General features: G+C 64.2%; 18 protein-coding genes. 9 read left to right on the top strand and 9 right to left on the bottom strand.

Annotation, left to right across the window (positions count from 1 at the left end; all coding sequences use genetic code 11):
- Nucleotides 1-105: 105 nt before the first annotated feature.
- Together ACKODO_RS05400 and ACKODO_RS05395 are read right to left on the bottom strand one after the other, a co-directional pair.
- Nucleotides 106-357: a hypothetical protein gene (locus ACKODO_RS05400; RefSeq protein ID WP_408982426.1), complete on the bottom strand. Its 252-nt coding sequence runs from the start codon at nucleotides 355-357 to the stop codon at nucleotides 106-108.
- Nucleotides 357-731, bottom strand: coding sequence for an MCP four helix bundle domain-containing protein (locus ACKODO_RS05395; RefSeq protein WP_408982425.1), 375 nt, complete (start codon nucleotides 729-731; stop codon nucleotides 357-359). The genes ACKODO_RS05400 and ACKODO_RS05395 overlap by 1 nt, the downstream gene beginning before the upstream one ends.
- 458 nt (nucleotides 732-1189) lie before the next feature.
- Between ACKODO_RS05395 and ACKODO_RS05390 the strand changes: the two genes are divergently transcribed.
- Both ACKODO_RS05390 and ACKODO_RS05385 read left to right on the top strand, forming a co-directional pair.
- Nucleotides 1190-1975 carry a TetR/AcrR family transcriptional regulator gene (locus ACKODO_RS05390; protein WP_408982424.1) on the top strand — a complete coding sequence of 262 codons (786 nt, stop codon included), beginning with the start codon at nucleotides 1190-1192 and terminating at the stop codon, nucleotides 1973-1975.
- A gap of 139 nt (nucleotides 1976-2114) precedes the next feature.
- Nucleotides 2115-2906: an enoyl-CoA hydratase/isomerase family protein gene (locus ACKODO_RS05385; protein WP_408982423.1), complete on the top strand. Its 792-nt coding sequence runs from the start codon at nucleotides 2115-2117 to the stop codon at nucleotides 2904-2906.
- Between the two features lie 64 nt (nucleotides 2907-2970).
- Here the strand turns inward: ACKODO_RS05385 and metW are convergent, their stop codons facing one another.
- Both metW and ACKODO_RS05375 read right to left on the bottom strand, forming a co-directional pair.
- The gene (metW, locus tag ACKODO_RS05380; protein WP_408982422.1) at nucleotides 2971-3651 is read right to left on the bottom strand and encodes a methionine biosynthesis protein MetW; all 681 of its coding nucleotides are present in this window, start codon (nucleotides 3649-3651) and stop codon (nucleotides 2971-2973) included.
- A 1-nt stretch (nucleotide 3652) separates the two neighbouring features.
- Nucleotides 3653-4807, bottom strand: a complete 1155-nt coding sequence (locus ACKODO_RS05375; protein ID WP_408982421.1) for a homoserine O-acetyltransferase — start codon at nucleotides 4805-4807, stop codon at nucleotides 3653-3655.
- Nucleotides 4808-5026: 219 nt separating this feature from the next.
- Here ACKODO_RS05375 and ACKODO_RS05370 point away from each other — a divergent pair, with 219 nt between their 5' ends.
- Genes ACKODO_RS05370 through ACKODO_RS05360 form a run of 3 tightly spaced genes read left to right on the top strand, consistent with a single transcriptional unit; the run spans nucleotide 5027 to nucleotide 7969 of the window.
- A complete protein-coding gene (locus tag ACKODO_RS05370) occupies nucleotides 5027-5863 on the top strand; it encodes a chorismate mutase (RefSeq protein WP_408982420.1) in 837 nt (278 codons plus the stop codon).
- A 43-nt stretch (nucleotides 5864-5906) separates the two neighbouring features.
- Complete coding sequence (hisC, locus tag ACKODO_RS05365; RefSeq protein ID WP_408982419.1) at nucleotides 5907-7019, top strand: histidinol-phosphate transaminase; 1113 nt, start codon at nucleotides 5907-5909, stop codon at nucleotides 7017-7019.
- A complete protein-coding gene (locus ACKODO_RS05360; protein WP_408982418.1) occupies nucleotides 7016-7969 on the top strand; it encodes a prephenate/arogenate dehydrogenase family protein in 954 nt (317 codons plus the stop codon). Before hisC ends, ACKODO_RS05360 begins: the two co-directional genes overlap by 4 nt.
- Before the next feature lie 6 nt (nucleotides 7970-7975).
- On the opposite strand, the gene ACKODO_RS05355 is transcribed toward ACKODO_RS05360, so the two are convergent.
- Entirely contained in the window at nucleotides 7976-8995 is a 1020-nt protein-coding gene (locus tag ACKODO_RS05355) for a DUF2125 domain-containing protein (protein WP_408982417.1), read from the bottom strand.
- An 82-nt stretch (nucleotides 8996-9077) separates the two neighbouring features.
- Here ACKODO_RS05355 and ACKODO_RS05350 point away from each other — a divergent pair, with 82 nt between their 5' ends.
- Nucleotides 9078-9671, top strand: coding sequence for a gamma-glutamylcyclotransferase (locus ACKODO_RS05350; protein WP_408982416.1), 594 nt, complete (start codon nucleotides 9078-9080; stop codon nucleotides 9669-9671).
- Here ACKODO_RS05350 and ACKODO_RS05345 read toward each other — a convergent pair.
- The 4 genes from ACKODO_RS05345 to ftsE form a co-directional block, all read right to left on the bottom strand.
- Nucleotides 9629-10390, bottom strand: a complete 762-nt coding sequence (locus tag ACKODO_RS05345) for a lysophospholipid acyltransferase family protein (RefSeq protein ID WP_408982415.1) — start codon at nucleotides 10388-10390, stop codon at nucleotides 9629-9631. The two genes, ACKODO_RS05350 and ACKODO_RS05345, sit on opposite strands and share 43 nt — an antisense overlap.
- Nucleotides 10391-10464: 74 nt before the next feature.
- Nucleotides 10465-11061: a YdcF family protein gene (locus tag ACKODO_RS05340; RefSeq protein ID WP_408982414.1), complete on the bottom strand. Its 597-nt coding sequence runs from the start codon at nucleotides 11059-11061 to the stop codon at nucleotides 10465-10467.
- A gap of 13 nt (nucleotides 11062-11074) precedes the next feature.
- Complete coding sequence (locus ACKODO_RS05335; protein ID WP_408982413.1) at nucleotides 11075-12136, bottom strand: cell division protein FtsX; 1062 nt, start codon at nucleotides 12134-12136, stop codon at nucleotides 11075-11077.
- On the bottom strand, nucleotides 12123-12779 hold the full coding sequence (ftsE, locus tag ACKODO_RS05330) for a cell division ATP-binding protein FtsE (protein ID WP_408982427.1): 657 nt from the start codon (nucleotides 12777-12779) through the stop codon (nucleotides 12123-12125). The genes ACKODO_RS05335 and ftsE overlap by 14 nt, the downstream gene beginning before the upstream one ends.
- A 168-nt stretch (nucleotides 12780-12947) precedes the next feature.
- Between ftsE and ACKODO_RS05325 the strand changes: the two genes are divergently transcribed.
- From ACKODO_RS05325 to ACKODO_RS05315, 3 genes are all read left to right on the top strand, one after another.
- A complete protein-coding gene (locus ACKODO_RS05325) occupies nucleotides 12948-13946 on the top strand; it encodes a zinc-ribbon domain-containing protein (RefSeq protein WP_408982412.1) in 999 nt (332 codons plus the stop codon).
- A gap of 57 nt (nucleotides 13947-14003) precedes the next feature.
- A complete protein-coding gene (hpt, locus tag ACKODO_RS05320; protein WP_408982411.1) occupies nucleotides 14004-14573 on the top strand; it encodes a hypoxanthine phosphoribosyltransferase in 570 nt (189 codons plus the stop codon).
- A gap of 12 nt (nucleotides 14574-14585) precedes the next feature.
- On the top strand, nucleotides 14586-14923 hold a 338-nt coding region (locus ACKODO_RS05315), incomplete at its 3' end, for a response regulator (protein WP_408982410.1).

Here is a 14923-nt window from a genome sequence, read left to right as displayed (position 1 = left end):
AACCCGCAGATCGCCCGTTTGCCGTTCACCCGTCACCAGCTCCATGCACAGCCGCTCCGATCACCTGCAACACATTGATTCTAATATCATAATCTTCGCTCTTCGTCATGGAATTGGCGCGGCCATATGGGAAATGCGGGTGTAATCAATGAAGCGATTGATGGCCGCGAGCCAATCCACGAAAAGCTGGTTGACCTGCTTCTGGAGAACATCCTTCGCCCCGGCCGCAGTGCCGGACTCGCGCAGCCGGATGATCTCGGTAACCAGCGGATTGGTGCGGGCCTGAATGGCGGAGATCTGACCGAGGATGGCCGTGGGCTCGCTCCCAAGCCGCACCTTCTCGGCGAGGCGCTCCATCAGCTGCTCGTTTGCGCATAGCTCGCGGCGAGCTTGTCGATCAGTTTCGTCTCAACTTCGCGCTGACGCGGGTCATCAATCAGGACGACATCACGGATGGCAATGGCGCGATCATGCACGCTGCCGCGGAAATTGATCGCATAGCGCTGGAGAACACTGTTCACTTCATTGATCTGGCGAAGGTTTCTGTCGAGAGTGTTAATCTCGCGGACCGACAGATAGGTCAGGATACCCATCAGCAACAGTACAAACGCGAAACCGATGCCGAGCCTGACACCAATTCCTCCGTTGAAAACCTTTATCATCCGCTCTCCACAACGCGTGATTTTATTGTGGTTGCCCAAACTGTAGAAGAAAGTCTGGAAGGCAACCAAGTTTGCATCCTCAAATTGAAGATCTAGGAAAACTGCGTAAAGATTTTGCAAATGCGAATGTCTGAATAGCGACGATTTTCTGCGACGTTTCGGTCCGGGCTCTGTGGCTCCAATTCCAACAGCCCCCGAAGTTTCCGGAAGGCGCGCCTGCCACAGGTTCCAGGGCCGCGCAAGGGCCCCTCGCAACAATGGCCAGCAAAAGGCTTCCGCGATGAGAGCAGCATGCCCGGATTACCGGTGGCATCCCATGGGCCGGCGCGAGTATCACATGGGACGCTTGCCTGTCCCAAGCAGAGCGGGTCATCCTTCAGAATGCCCGGATTGATCTGGCGCTTTCCGAATTGACGGTATCGCGCGCGGCAAAGCGGTCGCTCGCAGCAATGCTGCAGCAGGCCAAGACCGGACTCTCGGAGCGTGTGGCATACCGGGGATGATTGAGTTCATCAGCCGGAGAGATGATGCTAGTCGTGGTGAGCAAGGCATTCCGGCACAGGATTTCAAGAAGCACCATGTCCAAGGTCCAAACACGTCGTCAGGTCCGACGCCTTCCGCCGGAAAAGCGAATTGCCGACATTCTGGCTGCCGCCAAGGCCATCTTCGACGAGAAGGGCTATAACGACGCGCTGATCACTGATATCGCCGATCGCGCTGGCGTGGTGGAAGGCAGCATCTACCGGTTTTTCGCAAACAAGCGCGACCTCCTGACCCGGGTGGTCGAACAATGGTATGTCAGCATGCTGGACCGGCACGAGGCCGACTTTCCGGCCGTGCAGGGCACATGGAACCAAATCCGGTTCCTGATCCACCAGCACTTGATGGCCATCAAGTCAGAGCCTGGCCTTGCGCGCCTGCTGCTCCAGGAGATCCGTCTCGAGCCCGGCTACCGCGAGAGCAACTTCCTTCGCCTGAACCGCGCCTATTCCAACCGGATCATGGAAGTCGTTAAACGTGCAATCGCCAATCAGGAATTTCGGCCGGGCCTTTCGCCGATCCTGATCCGCGATCTGGTCTATGGTGCGATTGAACATCGAGCCTGGGCCTTCCTGCGCCGCGAGGGCGAACTGGATGCAGCCGCGGTGACGGATGGTATCATTGATATCCTGGTCAGCGGGCTGGGCGTCGCCACGCCCAAGGTCGAGAGCGAGCAGGCACAGCTCGCAAGACGGCTGGAGGCAGTGACGGCGGAACTGGAACTGACCGCGGCCCGGCTGAAAGCGGTTCTCGACGCCCAGCGCCTTGCATAACATTATTGAATTTCACTCATTGAGGTGGTTTCTCATTCAAGAGCGGTCTCTCTTGCAATCTTTCTAGCAATCACTCTTGCAATCACTCTTGCAAGCGCGATCTTCAGGCCCGGCAGCATTGGATGAGGAACGAACTTAAATGAACGCCCATCATCAAGACTGTGTCATCGTTGAACGTCGTGACCGGATCGGGCATATCCGGCTGAACCGCCCGAAGAATCTCAACGCCCTGGACGAATCGCTGGGCCGTGCCCTCCTTGCGGCAATCGAGACCCTTACCGCCGACGCTGGCATCCGGGTCGTCATCCTCTCCGGGGAGGGGCGGTCCTTCATGGCGGGGGGCGATCTCTCCGCCTTCGCCGCGGATCTTGAGCATGCCAGCGCGACGGCAGGCCGCCTCATCGACCTGTTCCACGGCACGATGCGGCGGATCGCGGTCTGCGATCAGATCGTCATCGCTGCCGTGCAGGGCCCGGTGGCCGGGGGCGGGGTGAGCCTCGCTTTGGGTTCCGACCTCTGCATTGCCGCGGCGGATGCCCATTTCGTATCGGCCTATGCCCAGATCGGCACCAACCCCGATGGCGGCTGTTCCTGGAGCGTCACGCAGTTGCTCGGCCCCAAACGGGCGCTGGCCTTCCTGCTCTCGCCCGAGCGCATCAGCGCCGAAACGGCCCTGACGCTCGGCATGGTCAACGAAGTGGTGCCGCCAGACCAGCTGATGGACCGCGCCTTCACGCTGGCCGAACAGCTGTCCTCCGGCGCCCGGAAGGCACAGGCCGGCATCAAGCGGCTCGTCCGTGCGGCGATGACCGGGACGTTGGACGCGCAATTCGATCTGGAAAAGGCCGGCTTCATGGCCCATGCCGCCGGGGCGGATTTTCGCGAGGGCATTACCGCCTTCCTCGCCCGGCGCCCTGCCCTATTCGAATAACGGCCAGAACTTTCCAAGCAGGTCGGCCGCTCTTTCCTTCTTGCCCTGTCGCACTTTCTTGCGGTCAACCGGGAGCCGCTCGGCCGGAACATCGTTTGTTGTGAACTTTCAATAGGTTGTCCATCCGGGCCAGCCAGAAGATCCCCTGCTCGCCGACAAGGTTCCAGAACCACCACGGCATGGTCACGGCCACGTGGTTGCCAGAGGCATCGAGCGCGCCGGCCCGCACGATCTTCGCATTCACCTTGTCCGCGAGTTCCACGAAGTCGCGGATGGTGCAGAAATGAATGTTCGGCGTGTCATACCAGTTATCGGGCAGGTTCTCGTTCACCGGCATGCGCCCCTGGAACATCAGGCTCGCGCGGATGCGCCAATGCCCGAAATTCGGGAAAGAGACGATGGCGTTCCGCCCGATGCGCAGCATCTGCTCCACCACCACCTTCGGGCGGCGTGTGGCCTGAAGCGTCTGCGAGAGGATGACATAATCGAAGCAATCATCGGGGTAATCGAAGAGATCGGTATCGGCGTCGCCCTGGATGACCGCGAGGCCCTTGGCGACACAGGCCGCCACGCCATCCCGCGAGAGTTCGATGCCGCGCGCGTCGACCCCCTTGGCCGCGGCGAGATAGGCGAGAAGATCGCCATCCCCGCAGCCCACATCGAGCACGCGCGCGCCTGCGCTCACCATGTCGGCGAGCAGGCGATGGTCGGATCGAATGGCCGGCAGCTGCCTCGCTTCGCCCATCTCAGCCCCTCCCTCCGATGCTCGATGCGGCCGCGTCGAGAAATCCCCGCGTCGTTCGGTAGAGCACCGGCTCATCGAGCAGGAAGGCGTCATGACCCTTGTCGCTCTCGATCTCGACGAACGACACCGACGCTCCATTCGCGTTCAGCGCATGCACGATCTGCCGGCTCTCGGCGGTGGTGAACAGCCAGTCCGACGTGAAGGAGACAAGGCAGAAGCGCGTCTTCGAGCCCTTGAAGGCCGCCGCCAGCGAGCCGCCATTGTCCGCCGCGAGATCGAAGTAATCCATGGCACGGGTGAGATAGAGGTAGGAATTGGCATCAAATCGCTCGACAAAGCTGATGCCCTGGTAGCGGAGGTAGGATTCCACCTGGAAATCCGCATCGAACGAGAAGGTCGGCGCCGAGCGATCCTGGAACTTGCGGCCGAATTTCCGCTGCAATGCGCTTTCCGACAGGTAGGTGATGTGCGCACCCATCCGGGCGACCGAGAGGCCCTTGACCGGCCGCAGGCCCGCCTCGAAATAGCGGCCGCTGCGCCAGTCCGGGTCAGCCATCACGGCCTGCCGCCCCACCTCGTGAAAGGCGATGTTCTGCGCCGAATGCTTCGCCGCGCAGGCAATCGGCATAGCCGCGAAAACGCGATCCGGGAAAAGCGAGGCCCAGGCCAGAACCTGCATGCCGCCCATCGAACCACCGATGACCGCGAGCAACCGGGAAATCCCGAGATGATCGATCAGCCTGGCCTGCGCCCGCACCATGTCGGAAATCGTGATGACCGGGAATTCCGTGCCATAGGCATGCCCCTTGGCGGGGTTGGTGTTCGCCGGGCCGGATGTGCCCATGCAACCGCCAAGCACATTGGAGCAGATGACGAAATAGCGGTTGGTATCCACCGGCTTGCCCGGCCCGATCAGGTTGCTCCACCAGCCGGCCTTGCGCGTCACCGGGTGTTCGTTCGCCACATGCTGGTCACCTGTCAGCGCGTGGCAGATGAGCACGGCATTGCTCTTTTCGGCGTTGAGTGCGCCATAGGTCTGGTAGGCGATCTGAAGCGGGGCGAGATCGAGCCCGCTCTCGAGGGCGAGAGGCTGGTCTGCCGGGATGCGCAGGACTTGCGAATGCGGTTCATCGGCCTCGGATGACGGCTTCGTCATGGTCACGCTTCGCCGCTGGCCGAGCCGGCGGCGCCCTTCTCGATCGGTCCTCTTTTGCGGACGAGTTCTTTTCGTTGTCTAGACTCGTTCGACAAAACGAACAAGTGAGTTCTTCTCTGGCATCAGTCAGCAAGAGAAAACCTTGTCTGCGGCGCAAACTGCCTCGTATCAAGTGGCATGGCCGCACAAGCGTGTGGCGCCCGCCGAGGAACAATCCCGATGTCCAGTCCGCTGCTCGCCCTGCGCCACGAAATCGACCGCATCGACGACGCGATGCACGCGCTGCTCGTGGAGCGCGGCGACGTGGTCGCCCGCGTCATCGAGGCGAAGCGCGCGGCGGGCGATGTCGGCTCCGCCTTCCGGCCCGATCGCGAGGCGGAACTCATGCGCCGCATCGTGCACAAGCCGGCGGGACGATGGCCGGTGGATGCGCCGGAGAATATCTGGCGCGTGATCCTCGCGACCTCCACCTTCACCCAGGTGCCCTATCGGGTTCACGCGGATGTCTCGGGCGGCGAAACGCCGATCCGCGAGAGCATGCGTTTCCATTTCGGCTTCACGGTGCCCTTCACGCCTGCCAGCGACGCGAAGGAGGTGATCCGCGCCGTGGATGAGGCGAAAGGCGATCTCGGCATGTTCCTCATCGCGCAGGCACCCGGTTCCGGGGCCTGGTGGGAGGGCCTCGCCGCGCCCGGCGCGCCGAAGATCATCGCGCGCCTGCCATTTGCGGAACGGCCCGACCATCCGACCGGGCTGCCGGTCTATGTCATCGCGAAACCGCAGAACGAGGGGCTCGCCCGTGAGACGATCATCGCCTCGCTGCAGCTCGAACGCTGGCGCCCGGAGGCGCGCGCCGCCTTGGCCGAAATCGGCGCGCAGCTCGTCGCCTCGGCTGGAAATGCACAGGGCGCCCAAATTTTAGTTGCTTACGAAACCAATTTGACGTCGGACCGGTTGACTGCGGCTCTCAATGCGGCGAAATGCGAGCCATCGCGCTATGCGGAGCTCGGGTGCCATGCCCGGCGCCTCGCACTCGCGCCCGAAAACGAAGCCTAGCGCCGGCGCCTCGGCCGGCCGCCCATTCCAGAAGGCCGCCCTCATGTCTTCCTCTGCTACCAGACCGGTTCCGCGCCCCGGAACGCTCCAGATCGATGCCTATGTGCCGGGCAAATCCAAGGCGCCACCGGGTGTGAAGCTCTACAAGCTTTCCTCGAACGAGACTCCGCTCGGCCCCTCGCCCAAGGCGATCGCCGCCTTCAAGGCGAGCGCCGATGGCCTCGAACTCTATCCGGATGGCTCTTCCACTGCCCTGCGCGAGGCGATCGCCGGTCGCTACGGCCTCGATCCGAAGCGGATCGTCTGCGGCGCGGGCTCGGATGAACTGCTCTCGCTTCTTTGCCAGGCTTATCTCGGGCCGGGCGATGAAGGCGTTTTTTCCCAGCATGGGTTCCTCGTCTACAAGATCGGCATTCTCGCGGCCGGCGCGACACCGGTCGTCGCGAAGGAGAAGAACCTCTCCACCGATGCCGATGCCGTGCTCGCGGCCATCACGCCGCGCACGAAAATCGTGTTCATTGCGAACCCGAACAATCCAACCGGCACCTACCTCCCCTTCGACGAGATGAAGCGCCTGCATGCGGGCCTGCGCCCCGATATCCTGCTGGTGCTGGATGCGGCCTATGCGGAATATGTCCGCCATAACGATTACGCCTCGGGCCTCGAACTCGTGGCTTCCGCCGAGAATGTCGTGATGACGCGCACCTTTTCGAAGATCCACGGTCTCGCGAGCCTGCGCATCGGCTGGCTCTATGGGCCGGAGGGCGTGGTGGATGTGCTGAACCGCATCCGCGGCCCCTTCAACATGAACGGCCCGGCCATCGCCGCAGGCGTCGCCGCGATCACCGATCGCGATCACGAGGAAAAGGCGCTGCAGCACAATGAGAAATGGCTTCAAGTGATGTCGGAGGGCCTCGCCGCCCTTGGCCTGGAGGTCACGCCATCCGTGGGCAATTTCGTGCTGCTGCATTTCCCGGATCAGGATGGCAGGCGCGCGCCGGATGCCGATGCCTACCTCACCTCGAAGGGCATCATCCTGCGCCGCATGGAGGCCTATGGCCTTCCGAACGCCCTGCGTCTCACCATCGGCAGCGCGGAAGCGAACGAGGCGGTCCTGGCCCAGCTCAAGGCGTTCCTGGCTGGGAGCAAGGCATGATGGCGGGCTTCACGCCGTTCCGACGGCTTGCGATCATCGGAATCGGCCTCATCGGCTCCTCCATCGCGCGGGCCTGCCGCCAGCATGGCCTCGCGGAGGAGATCGTCGCGATCGACCGGGATGCCGGGGTGCGGGACAGGGTGGTCGCGCTTGGCCTCGCCGATGTGGTGACGGATGATGCGGCAGAGGGCGTGGCCGGTGCCGATCACGTCATCCTCTGCGTGCCGGTGATGGCGAATGCCGCACTTGCCGCGATCATCAGCCCGCATCTCGCGCCGGGCGCAATCGTGTCGGATGTCGGCTCGGTGAAAGGCGCGGTGGTGAAGGATGTCGCCCCGCACCTGCCGGAAGGCGTTTTCTTCGTGCCGGCGCATCCGGTCGCGGGCACGGAACATTCCGGGCCCGATGCCGGCTTCGCCGCTTTGTTCGTCAATCGCTGGTCGATCCTCACCCCGCCCGAGGGAACGCCGGAGGGGGCCACCCGGCGCATCCGCGCCTTCTGGGAGGCGATGGGAGCCAATGTCGAAATCATGACGCCGGAGCATCATGATCTCGTTCTGGCGATCACCAGCCATGTGCCGCATCTCATCGCCTACAACATCGTGGGCACCGCGGCCGACATGGAGAGGGTGACGCAGAGCGAGGTCATCAAGTTCTCGGCGGGCGGTTTCCGCGATTTCACGCGCATCGCCGCTTCCGATCCCACGATGTGGCGCGATGTTTTCCTCACCAACAAGGATGCGGTGCTGGAAATGCTCGGCCGCTTCAACGAGGATCTTCTCGCGCTCCAGCGCATGATCCGCTGGGGTGACGGCGACGAACTGCACAAGCTCTTCACCCGCACCCGCGCCATCCGTCGCGGCATCATCGCGCAGGGACAGGAAACGGCGGCGCCCGATTTCGGCCGCACGCCCGCGCCCCTTCCGCCGGTGAAGGCCGATCCCGCCTGATCGGCCTCAATAGAGCGGAGTGAGTTGCGCCAGAGGGAACGGCCCGAATCGCATGCGGCCGTTCTCGAAGACGAGCGCGATCGGCATGCCCTGCGTGCCGCCGAGCCGGCCCAGAAGCCCGCCCATCTCAAGACCCATGCGTCGCGTGACGCCGTTGAGCATCTGATCGACACCGCGCGCCCGGCCCTGCAGATTGCCTTCAAGCCGCCTTTCGGCATCGAGCCCCAGAACGCCGGAGACATCCACCATTGCCTGCCCCTTCGTCGCCTTAGCGAGAATGACCCGGGCCTGCCCGCGCGCGAGGCGCCAGTCATCGAGGCTTTCCTCGATGCGACGGGTCGGATCAAGCAGCAGGCCTGGCGCGGTCGACTGCAATTCGAGCGTCATCGGCTCCGGGCCCCCCACGAATCGATCCACGAAGGGATGGCTGATCTCGCCGATGCGCAGGAGGAGATCGCTGCCGGGCTTCTCACCCGGCGAGCGCCGCAGATGCAGCGAGAAATCCTTCGCGTTCACCCGTTGATCCGGTGTTTCGCCGAGCCCCAGCTTCACGAGCGGCTGGATGACCTCGACCGACAATTCCGAAAAGCCGGCCGCGCCGCCGCGGAAGCTGGCACGGGCGCTCTTCCAGTTCAGCGTCACCTCGCGATCGGCATCGATGCGCATGGTCAAAGGCGCATCAAGCAGCGCGATGTAATGCCCGGGCGAGGTGATGCGGCCGTGAAGGGTGAGCCCGCCGAGGGTTGCCGCCCGCGTGAGGCCGTTCGGCCCCTTCTCGATCACCTGCGGCTTCGCACAATCGAGTTGCAGCCGGAAGGGGAAGCCGGTGATCGAGCGTTCCGGGCAGATCCAGTCGCGCCCGCGCATCGCCTCGCGCGCGACGAAGCCATCCATCACTTCGCCCACGCGCCGCGCGCCAAAGGCCCAGACGCCGGACCAGAGGGCCGCAAAAAGTGCGAGAATCGCAAAAGGCAGGTAGAGCCCGAGACGGGAAAAGCGCGAGGAAGACGCAGAAGGCCTGCTCATGTGGGATTCCCTGGGTTGTTCCTTGCGCCGAAACACGAAATCCGCGAGAAGCGGTTCCTTCCCGCCTCCTGCCCGAAAAACCATGTCGAAGCCCGAGCCCGTTGCGGATAGCGCCAGAAAACGCCGATCGTCAATTGCCGGCCCCTTGCCGGCCGAAAGCGAATTCTGGGTGTTCGGCTATGCCTCCCTGATGTGGAAGCCGGGTTTCGAGTTCGAGGAACGGCAGCGTGGAATCCTGCGCGGGTTCCACCGCTCGCTCTGTGTCTATTCCAACCGCCATCGGGGCACCGCCGAAAGGCCCGGCCTGGTGATGGGGCTTGATCGCGGTGGCTCCTGCCGCGGCATGGCCTTCCGCATCGCGCCGGAGAAGATCGAAGCGACCCACGCTTATCTCACCGAGCGGGAGCAGATCAACCGCGTCTATTTCGAGGTTTATCCAAGGGTGCGACTGGAGGATGGACGTGCCATCCGCGCGCTCGCCTATGTGGTGGATCGCAGCCATGTCCAGTATGCCGGGCGCCTTGCCCATGTGGAAATCCTCAGGCTCATCGAGCAGGGGCATGGCCAATCTGGCGCCTGCCGCGATTATGTGCTCAACACGCTCCGCAGCATGGCGGAGATCGGCATGACCGATCACGCACTCGACTGGCTGGAACGCGAACTCTCGGCCCGATAACCCACCTCCGCCGCAAGGCGACCCGATATGTCCTCGATGCTTTCCTTCATGCGCGCGAAGAAGGTCTCTCCGGAGAGCCCGGCCGGAATGGGCGGCGGGAATTCCATGATGATCCGGCGCGGGTAATGCAGAAGCGTGTTGCGCGGCCAGGCAAGGCCCGAGACCAGCGCGACCGGCTGGCAGGGCACGTCGCCAAGGGATTCATAGATCCGGGCGACGCCATAGCGGTAGGAGGGGGGCGCCCCCACCTTGCGGCGCGTGCCTTCGGGGAAAATGAGGATATGTCGCCCCTGCCGGGTTGCGCGGCGCACGCCCTCCGTCATGGAGTTGAGAGCCTTCTGCCGGTCGCCGCGATTGATGGGCACCTGGCCCGCCTTCAGAAGATGCCAGCCGAAGAGCGGCAGCCAGATGAGTTCCCGCTTCAGGATGTAGGTCGGCTTGGGAAAGAACAGCACGATCGCCATGGTCTCCCAGGCGCTTTGGTGCTTCGCCGCCACCAGGGCCGGGCCACGGATCACGTTCTCCTCGCCGCGGATCTCCACGCGCGAGCCGACGATCACCTCGTGCAGGAACAACCCGCCCGCCGACCACCAGCGCGCGAAGGTCAGCATCGCCTGTTGTGGCAGCACCCAGCCGACAATGGCCATGATGAACCAGATTGTGCAATGCGCATAATAGGCGATCTGGAAGAGCGCCGAGCGGAGGATGATGAGAGCCATCGGGCGGAATGCGTCCTTCTTTGAACCCCTCTTGCCAAAGACCGGGGAGGCAAACAAGCCTCGATGGCCCGACCCTAGCGGTCGATCACCGCCGCGCGCAGCCAGGTTAAGAGAAACTTCGTGTATTCGGAGGCGAGCAGCCGCACCAGCGCCGGCGCGCGCCACCAATCCTCGATGCGCGAGCGATCCGGAACGACAGGATAGGGCTCGATCGTCACGCCGGGCAGCACCTCGGCGAATTCCAGCCGCGCGCGCGGCATATGGTAACTCGCCGTGACCAGCAAAATGGCCCCGAACCCGTTCTTGCGCACCCATCGCGCGCTTTCCCGCGCGTTCTCGATGGTGTTCCGGGCGCGGAAATCGAGATCGATACAGCATTCGAAGGCCGCTTCATGCCCCGGCCAGGTCTTGCGCAGCTGCTCGCTCGTCACCTGGATGTTGACGCCGGAGATCAGGAGCCGTCGGCCATGCCCGGCTTCCAGCAGGCGGATTCCATCCTCGATGCGGTCCGCGCCACCCGTGAGCACGATGATGCCATCGGCACGGGACGTGCTGGCCGGCGGCGCGGATTCCAGCGTCTCGACAAACCAGACGAAGCCGGCAAGCCAGGCGAGCACGACGAGCAAGCCCGGCAGAAGGATCGAGCGGATGGCGCGGGCGAGGCCCTTCATGGCGCCTGCCTCCTCATTGCGCCTGCTCCATGCCGCGCAGCGTGCGATAGACCGTCACGCGCGACACGACACCCGTGACAAACGCGACCAGCACGCCGATGACCAGCACGGAGAGAAAGCCCCGGAAAGGCAGGCTGAATCGGCCGAACAGGGCCTCCACCTGTTCCAGCGCCGTGGCTTGCGCACCGCGCCCGAAAATCAGCCCCGCCACGAGGAAGAAGGCCGAGGCCGCCAGCGCGCCGGCCGCGCCGCCCTTCAGGCCAAGGCGCAGGAAATGGCCCTGGAACTGCCGCGCGATATAGCTATCCTCGGCCCCTACGAGATGCAGGACGTCGATGATTTGCGCCGTGCCGGCCATGGCGCCGCGCGTGGCAAAGGCCACGGCGAGCGCGGTCGCCAGCAGCACCAGCGTGAGGATCAGCAGTCCGATTCCCACGAGCGTATCCGCCATCGCCTTCAGGCGGCCGAGCCAGAGCTTGTGATCGTCAAGGATCGCATTGGGCACCCTTTCCGCCAGGGCCGTGCGCAGGCTTGCAAGATCGGGCGCGGGCCCATTCGCGAGCCGAAGCACGATGAGGCGGGGCACGGGGAGATCGCCGAGATCAAGGCCTGTCCCGAGCCAGGGTTCGAGCAGCTTCTCGCCCTCGCGCCGGTCCATCGCGCGGACCTCCTCGATGACGCGCTGGCGCCGCGCAAGATCGGCCGCGGCAGCCACATCCGCCTCGAGATTGCGCCCGGGCGCGGGGCGAACCTGGATGGTCATCTCGCGGGCGATGGCGCGAGACCAGTCCCGCGAGGCATCGGCCACGAGATGCACGGCGCCGGCCGTCAGCCCTGCAAGAAACGTCATGATCGCGATGACCAGCATCAGGGCTGCGCCGGAGCGCGATTTCGCCGGCAGAACCGGTGCCAGCACGCGATCCCGCGGAATGAATAGCGGCTTGAGCAGGAAGTCCTGCATCGCCTGCGCCCCAGGCCGCATCTGTGCGAAGCGCAATCCGGCCCGGGCGCGGAACGCCACGAACCATGCACCGAACCGCGCCTGTGCATCGGTGGGCGGTTCATTCATAGACATGGATATGCCCCTCGGCGAGCACGAGACGGCGCGCATCGACCATGTCCATCAAGGCAAGGTCGTGCGTCGCGATCACCACGGCCGTTCCGGACTTGTGGAGTTCGATGAAGAGCCGCAGCAGGCGGCGCGCGAGACCGGGATCGACATTGCCGGTGGGCTCGTCGGCGAGCAGCAGGGCGGGCTGGCCGATCAGCGCCCGCGCGATCGCCGCGCGCTGCTTCTCGCCGCCCGAAAGGATGACCGGCGGCACATGCATGCGATCGCCAAGGCCCACCCAGCGCAGCAGTTCGATCACCTCGCCGCGATAGCTCGCTTCCTCGCGGCCCTGCACGAGCAGGGGCAGCGCGACATTCTCGTAGGTGGTAAGATGATCGAGCAGGCGGAAATCCTGGAAGACGACGCCGATCTTGCGCCGGAGGCGCGCGAGTTCGGCCTGGCTGTGCTGGCTCACATTCTCGCCGAACAGGGTCACGCGGCCGCGCGTCGGCTTCAGCGTCTGCATCACCAGCTTCATCAGGGTCGTCTTGCCGGCACCCGAAGGGCCGGTCAGGAACTGGAAACTCTGGGGCGGGATCGAAAAGTCGATATCGCGGAGAATTTCCGGCCCGATGCCATAGCGCAAGCCAACATTCTCGAAACGCACGAGGTCGGGCTCGGCCGGTTCCGGCCAGAGCGGAAGGGTGCTCTCGTCTCTTTCCGGGAAATTCGCCACTGGCTTTACCGGCCCTTAACTGTCCATGGTGAGAGATAGCAGCCTGACGCGCCTGTCGTGAACCCCTTTGGAACGGGCCTGAGCGGAAGAACCCTCGCGATGATGCGCATTCGCTGCCCGAACTGCGATTCCATGCATGAAGTGCCGCCTTCCATGCTGGGGGGCAGGCCGCGCAAAGTGCGATGCGCCTTGTGCCGCACGGTTTTCCAGGCAGACGAAGCAACTGATTCGCCCGCGCCGCCCGGCAATCCTGCCGAGAATGCCGGTGCCGTCGCCGCGCAGATCGACTGGCCCGAGGGCGGCGATGCATTGCTCGGGGATCCCGAGGAGCCCCCGGTCGTGCCCGCCTCCGGGATGGAAGAGGCGATGGGCGCGGATGCCGATGTCGACGTGAGTGCCGCCATGGGGCAGGACGACCTCGACGCGCTTTTCGCCGACGCGCCCGCCGAGCCCAGGCCGCAGCCGGCCATCGCGGATGCGGCTGACCTCGCACCCTCCAAAAGCGCATCCATGAATTCCACGGCAGATCCGCTGGATGGCGGGCAGGATGCGGCAATGATCGCCGCTGTCGCGGTAGCCGGCGCTTCAGCGACAGCGAACGCGGCAGAGCCGCAGGGCCGCAAGCATTCCAATCCGGCACGGCCGGCCTTCCGGCTGGGTCCGGCCCTTGGCGTGGTCGCGGCCACCGGCATTGGCACGCTCATGGCGCTTACGATCTTCCGGCATGAGACAGTCCGGATCGCACCGGGGCTTGCGCCCTATTTCGAGATGGTGGGCCTCGAGGTGAATTCCACCGGCCTCGAGATCCGAAATGTCCGCAGCCAGATCGTGATGGAAGACCATCGCGAGATGCTCGAAATCTCGGGCCAGATCTTCAACATCACCCGCGCTCGGCAACCCGTGCCGGTCATCCGCCTCTCGCTGCTCAACGCGGAGGGACAGCAGATCTATGTCTGGACCGGCGCGGCGGATCATGCGGAGTTGGCCGCCGGCGAGAAAACGCAATTCCGCCGCCGCCTCGCGAGCCCGCCGAAAGATGCGACGCAAGTGATGGTGCGCTTCGTCGCAAGAGACGATATCGTCGCGTCCATTCGCTGATCCCTTCACGCGTCCGGACGGCCCGCAGGCGCCCTTCGGCAGAGGCAGGAACCCGCCTTGACCGCTCAAGCCAAATCCGACCACGTCACCATCGATGCCTGGTGCATCCGCGTCCTGTTCTCGGAGGAGGCGATCGCCAGACGCAACCGCGAGCTGGCGGCGGAGATCGTGAAATCCGCGCCGCAGAACCTGCTGGTCATCGCCATCCTGCGCGGCAGCTTCATCTTCGCGGCCGATCTCGTGCGCCAGCTGCATGAGGCCGGGCTCGCGCCCTCCATCGAATTCATGCAGCTCGCGAGCTACCATTCCGGCACCGTCTCCTCCGGCCAGGTGACCGTGGTGAAGGACATCGACAACAAGGTCGATGACCGCGACGTATTGCTGATCGACGACATTCTCGAATCAGGCCGCACGCTCGCCTTCGCCAAGGACCTGCTGATCGCACGCGGCGCAAGGCGCGTGCTCACGGCCGTGCTGGTCGAGAAACCCATGAAGCGCGTGGTGCAGTTCGAGGCCGATTTCGTGGGTTTCGACGCGCCGGACCTTTTTCTGGTGGGCTACGGGATGGACGTCGCGCATCAATTGCGCCAATTGCCCTTCATTGGCGTTGTAGAAGGCGAGGCCTGAAGGTTCGTTAGCATGGTGCGCATTCTTCTGGTGGATGATGACGAGGCGGTGCGCGCGCCGCTGGCCCGCGCGCTGGCACTCGATGGCCATGCCGTGACGGAGGCGAGCGATGGCGCCCATGCGCTCGAGACCTTCACGGAAGACGAGACCGGCTTCGACCTGATGGTCAGCGATATCCGCATGCCGGTGATGGATGGCATTCAGCTGGCCCTCGCGGTCGCCGCGAAGAGACCGGGCTTTCCCATCGTGCTGATGACCGGCTACGCCGAGCAGCGCGAACGCGCGAAAGAGCTCGAGGGCCTCGTCGATGACGTGCTCATCAAGCCCTTCCCGCTGGGGGATTTCCGCCG

Source organism: Rhabdaerophilum sp., assembly GCF_046092605.1.
Classification (GTDB): Bacteria; Pseudomonadota; Alphaproteobacteria; order Rhizobiales; family Beijerinckiaceae; genus Rhabdaerophilum.
The sequence above is the reverse complement of the archived record's forward strand: the minus strand, read 5'-3'. Positions and strand labels throughout refer to the sequence as shown.

What these genes read in the sequence shown, in the direction of transcription:
- ACKODO_RS05400 (WP_408982426.1), bottom strand. Translation starts at nt 357, where the DNA reads ATGGAGCGCCTCGCCGAGAAGGTGCGGCTTGGGAGCGAGCCCACGGCC.
- ACKODO_RS05390 (WP_408982424.1), top strand. Translation starts at nt 1,190, where the DNA reads ATGCTAGTCGTGGTGAGCAAGGCATTCCGGCACAGGATTTCAAGAAGC.
- ACKODO_RS05385 (WP_408982423.1), top strand. Translation starts at nt 2,115, where the DNA reads ATGAACGCCCATCATCAAGACTGTGTCATCGTTGAACGTCGTGACCGG.
- metW (WP_408982422.1), bottom strand. Translation starts at nt 3,651, where the DNA reads ATGGGCGAAGCGAGGCAGCTGCCGGCCATTCGATCCGACCATCGCCTG.
- ACKODO_RS05375 (WP_408982421.1), bottom strand. Translation starts at nt 4,807, where the DNA reads ATGACGAAGCCGTCATCCGAGGCCGATGAACCGCATTCGCAAGTCCTG.
- ACKODO_RS05370 (WP_408982420.1), top strand. Translation starts at nt 5,027, where the DNA reads ATGTCCAGTCCGCTGCTCGCCCTGCGCCACGAAATCGACCGCATCGAC.
- hisC (WP_408982419.1), top strand. Translation starts at nt 5,907, where the DNA reads ATGTCTTCCTCTGCTACCAGACCGGTTCCGCGCCCCGGAACGCTCCAG.
- ACKODO_RS05360 (WP_408982418.1), top strand. Translation starts at nt 7,016, where the DNA reads ATGATGGCGGGCTTCACGCCGTTCCGACGGCTTGCGATCATCGGAATC.
- ACKODO_RS05355 (WP_408982417.1), bottom strand. Translation starts at nt 8,995, where the DNA reads ATGAGCAGGCCTTCTGCGTCTTCCTCGCGCTTTTCCCGTCTCGGGCTC.
- ACKODO_RS05350 (WP_408982416.1), top strand. Translation starts at nt 9,078, where the DNA reads ATGTCGAAGCCCGAGCCCGTTGCGGATAGCGCCAGAAAACGCCGATCG.
- ACKODO_RS05345 (WP_408982415.1), bottom strand. Translation starts at nt 10,390, where the DNA reads ATGGCTCTCATCATCCTCCGCTCGGCGCTCTTCCAGATCGCCTATTAT.
- ACKODO_RS05340 (WP_408982414.1), bottom strand. Translation starts at nt 11,061, where the DNA reads ATGAAGGGCCTCGCCCGCGCCATCCGCTCGATCCTTCTGCCGGGCTTG.
- ACKODO_RS05335 (WP_408982413.1), bottom strand. Translation starts at nt 12,136, where the DNA reads ATGTCTATGAATGAACCGCCCACCGATGCACAGGCGCGGTTCGGTGCA.
- ACKODO_RS05325 (WP_408982412.1), top strand. Translation starts at nt 12,948, where the DNA reads ATGATGCGCATTCGCTGCCCGAACTGCGATTCCATGCATGAAGTGCCG.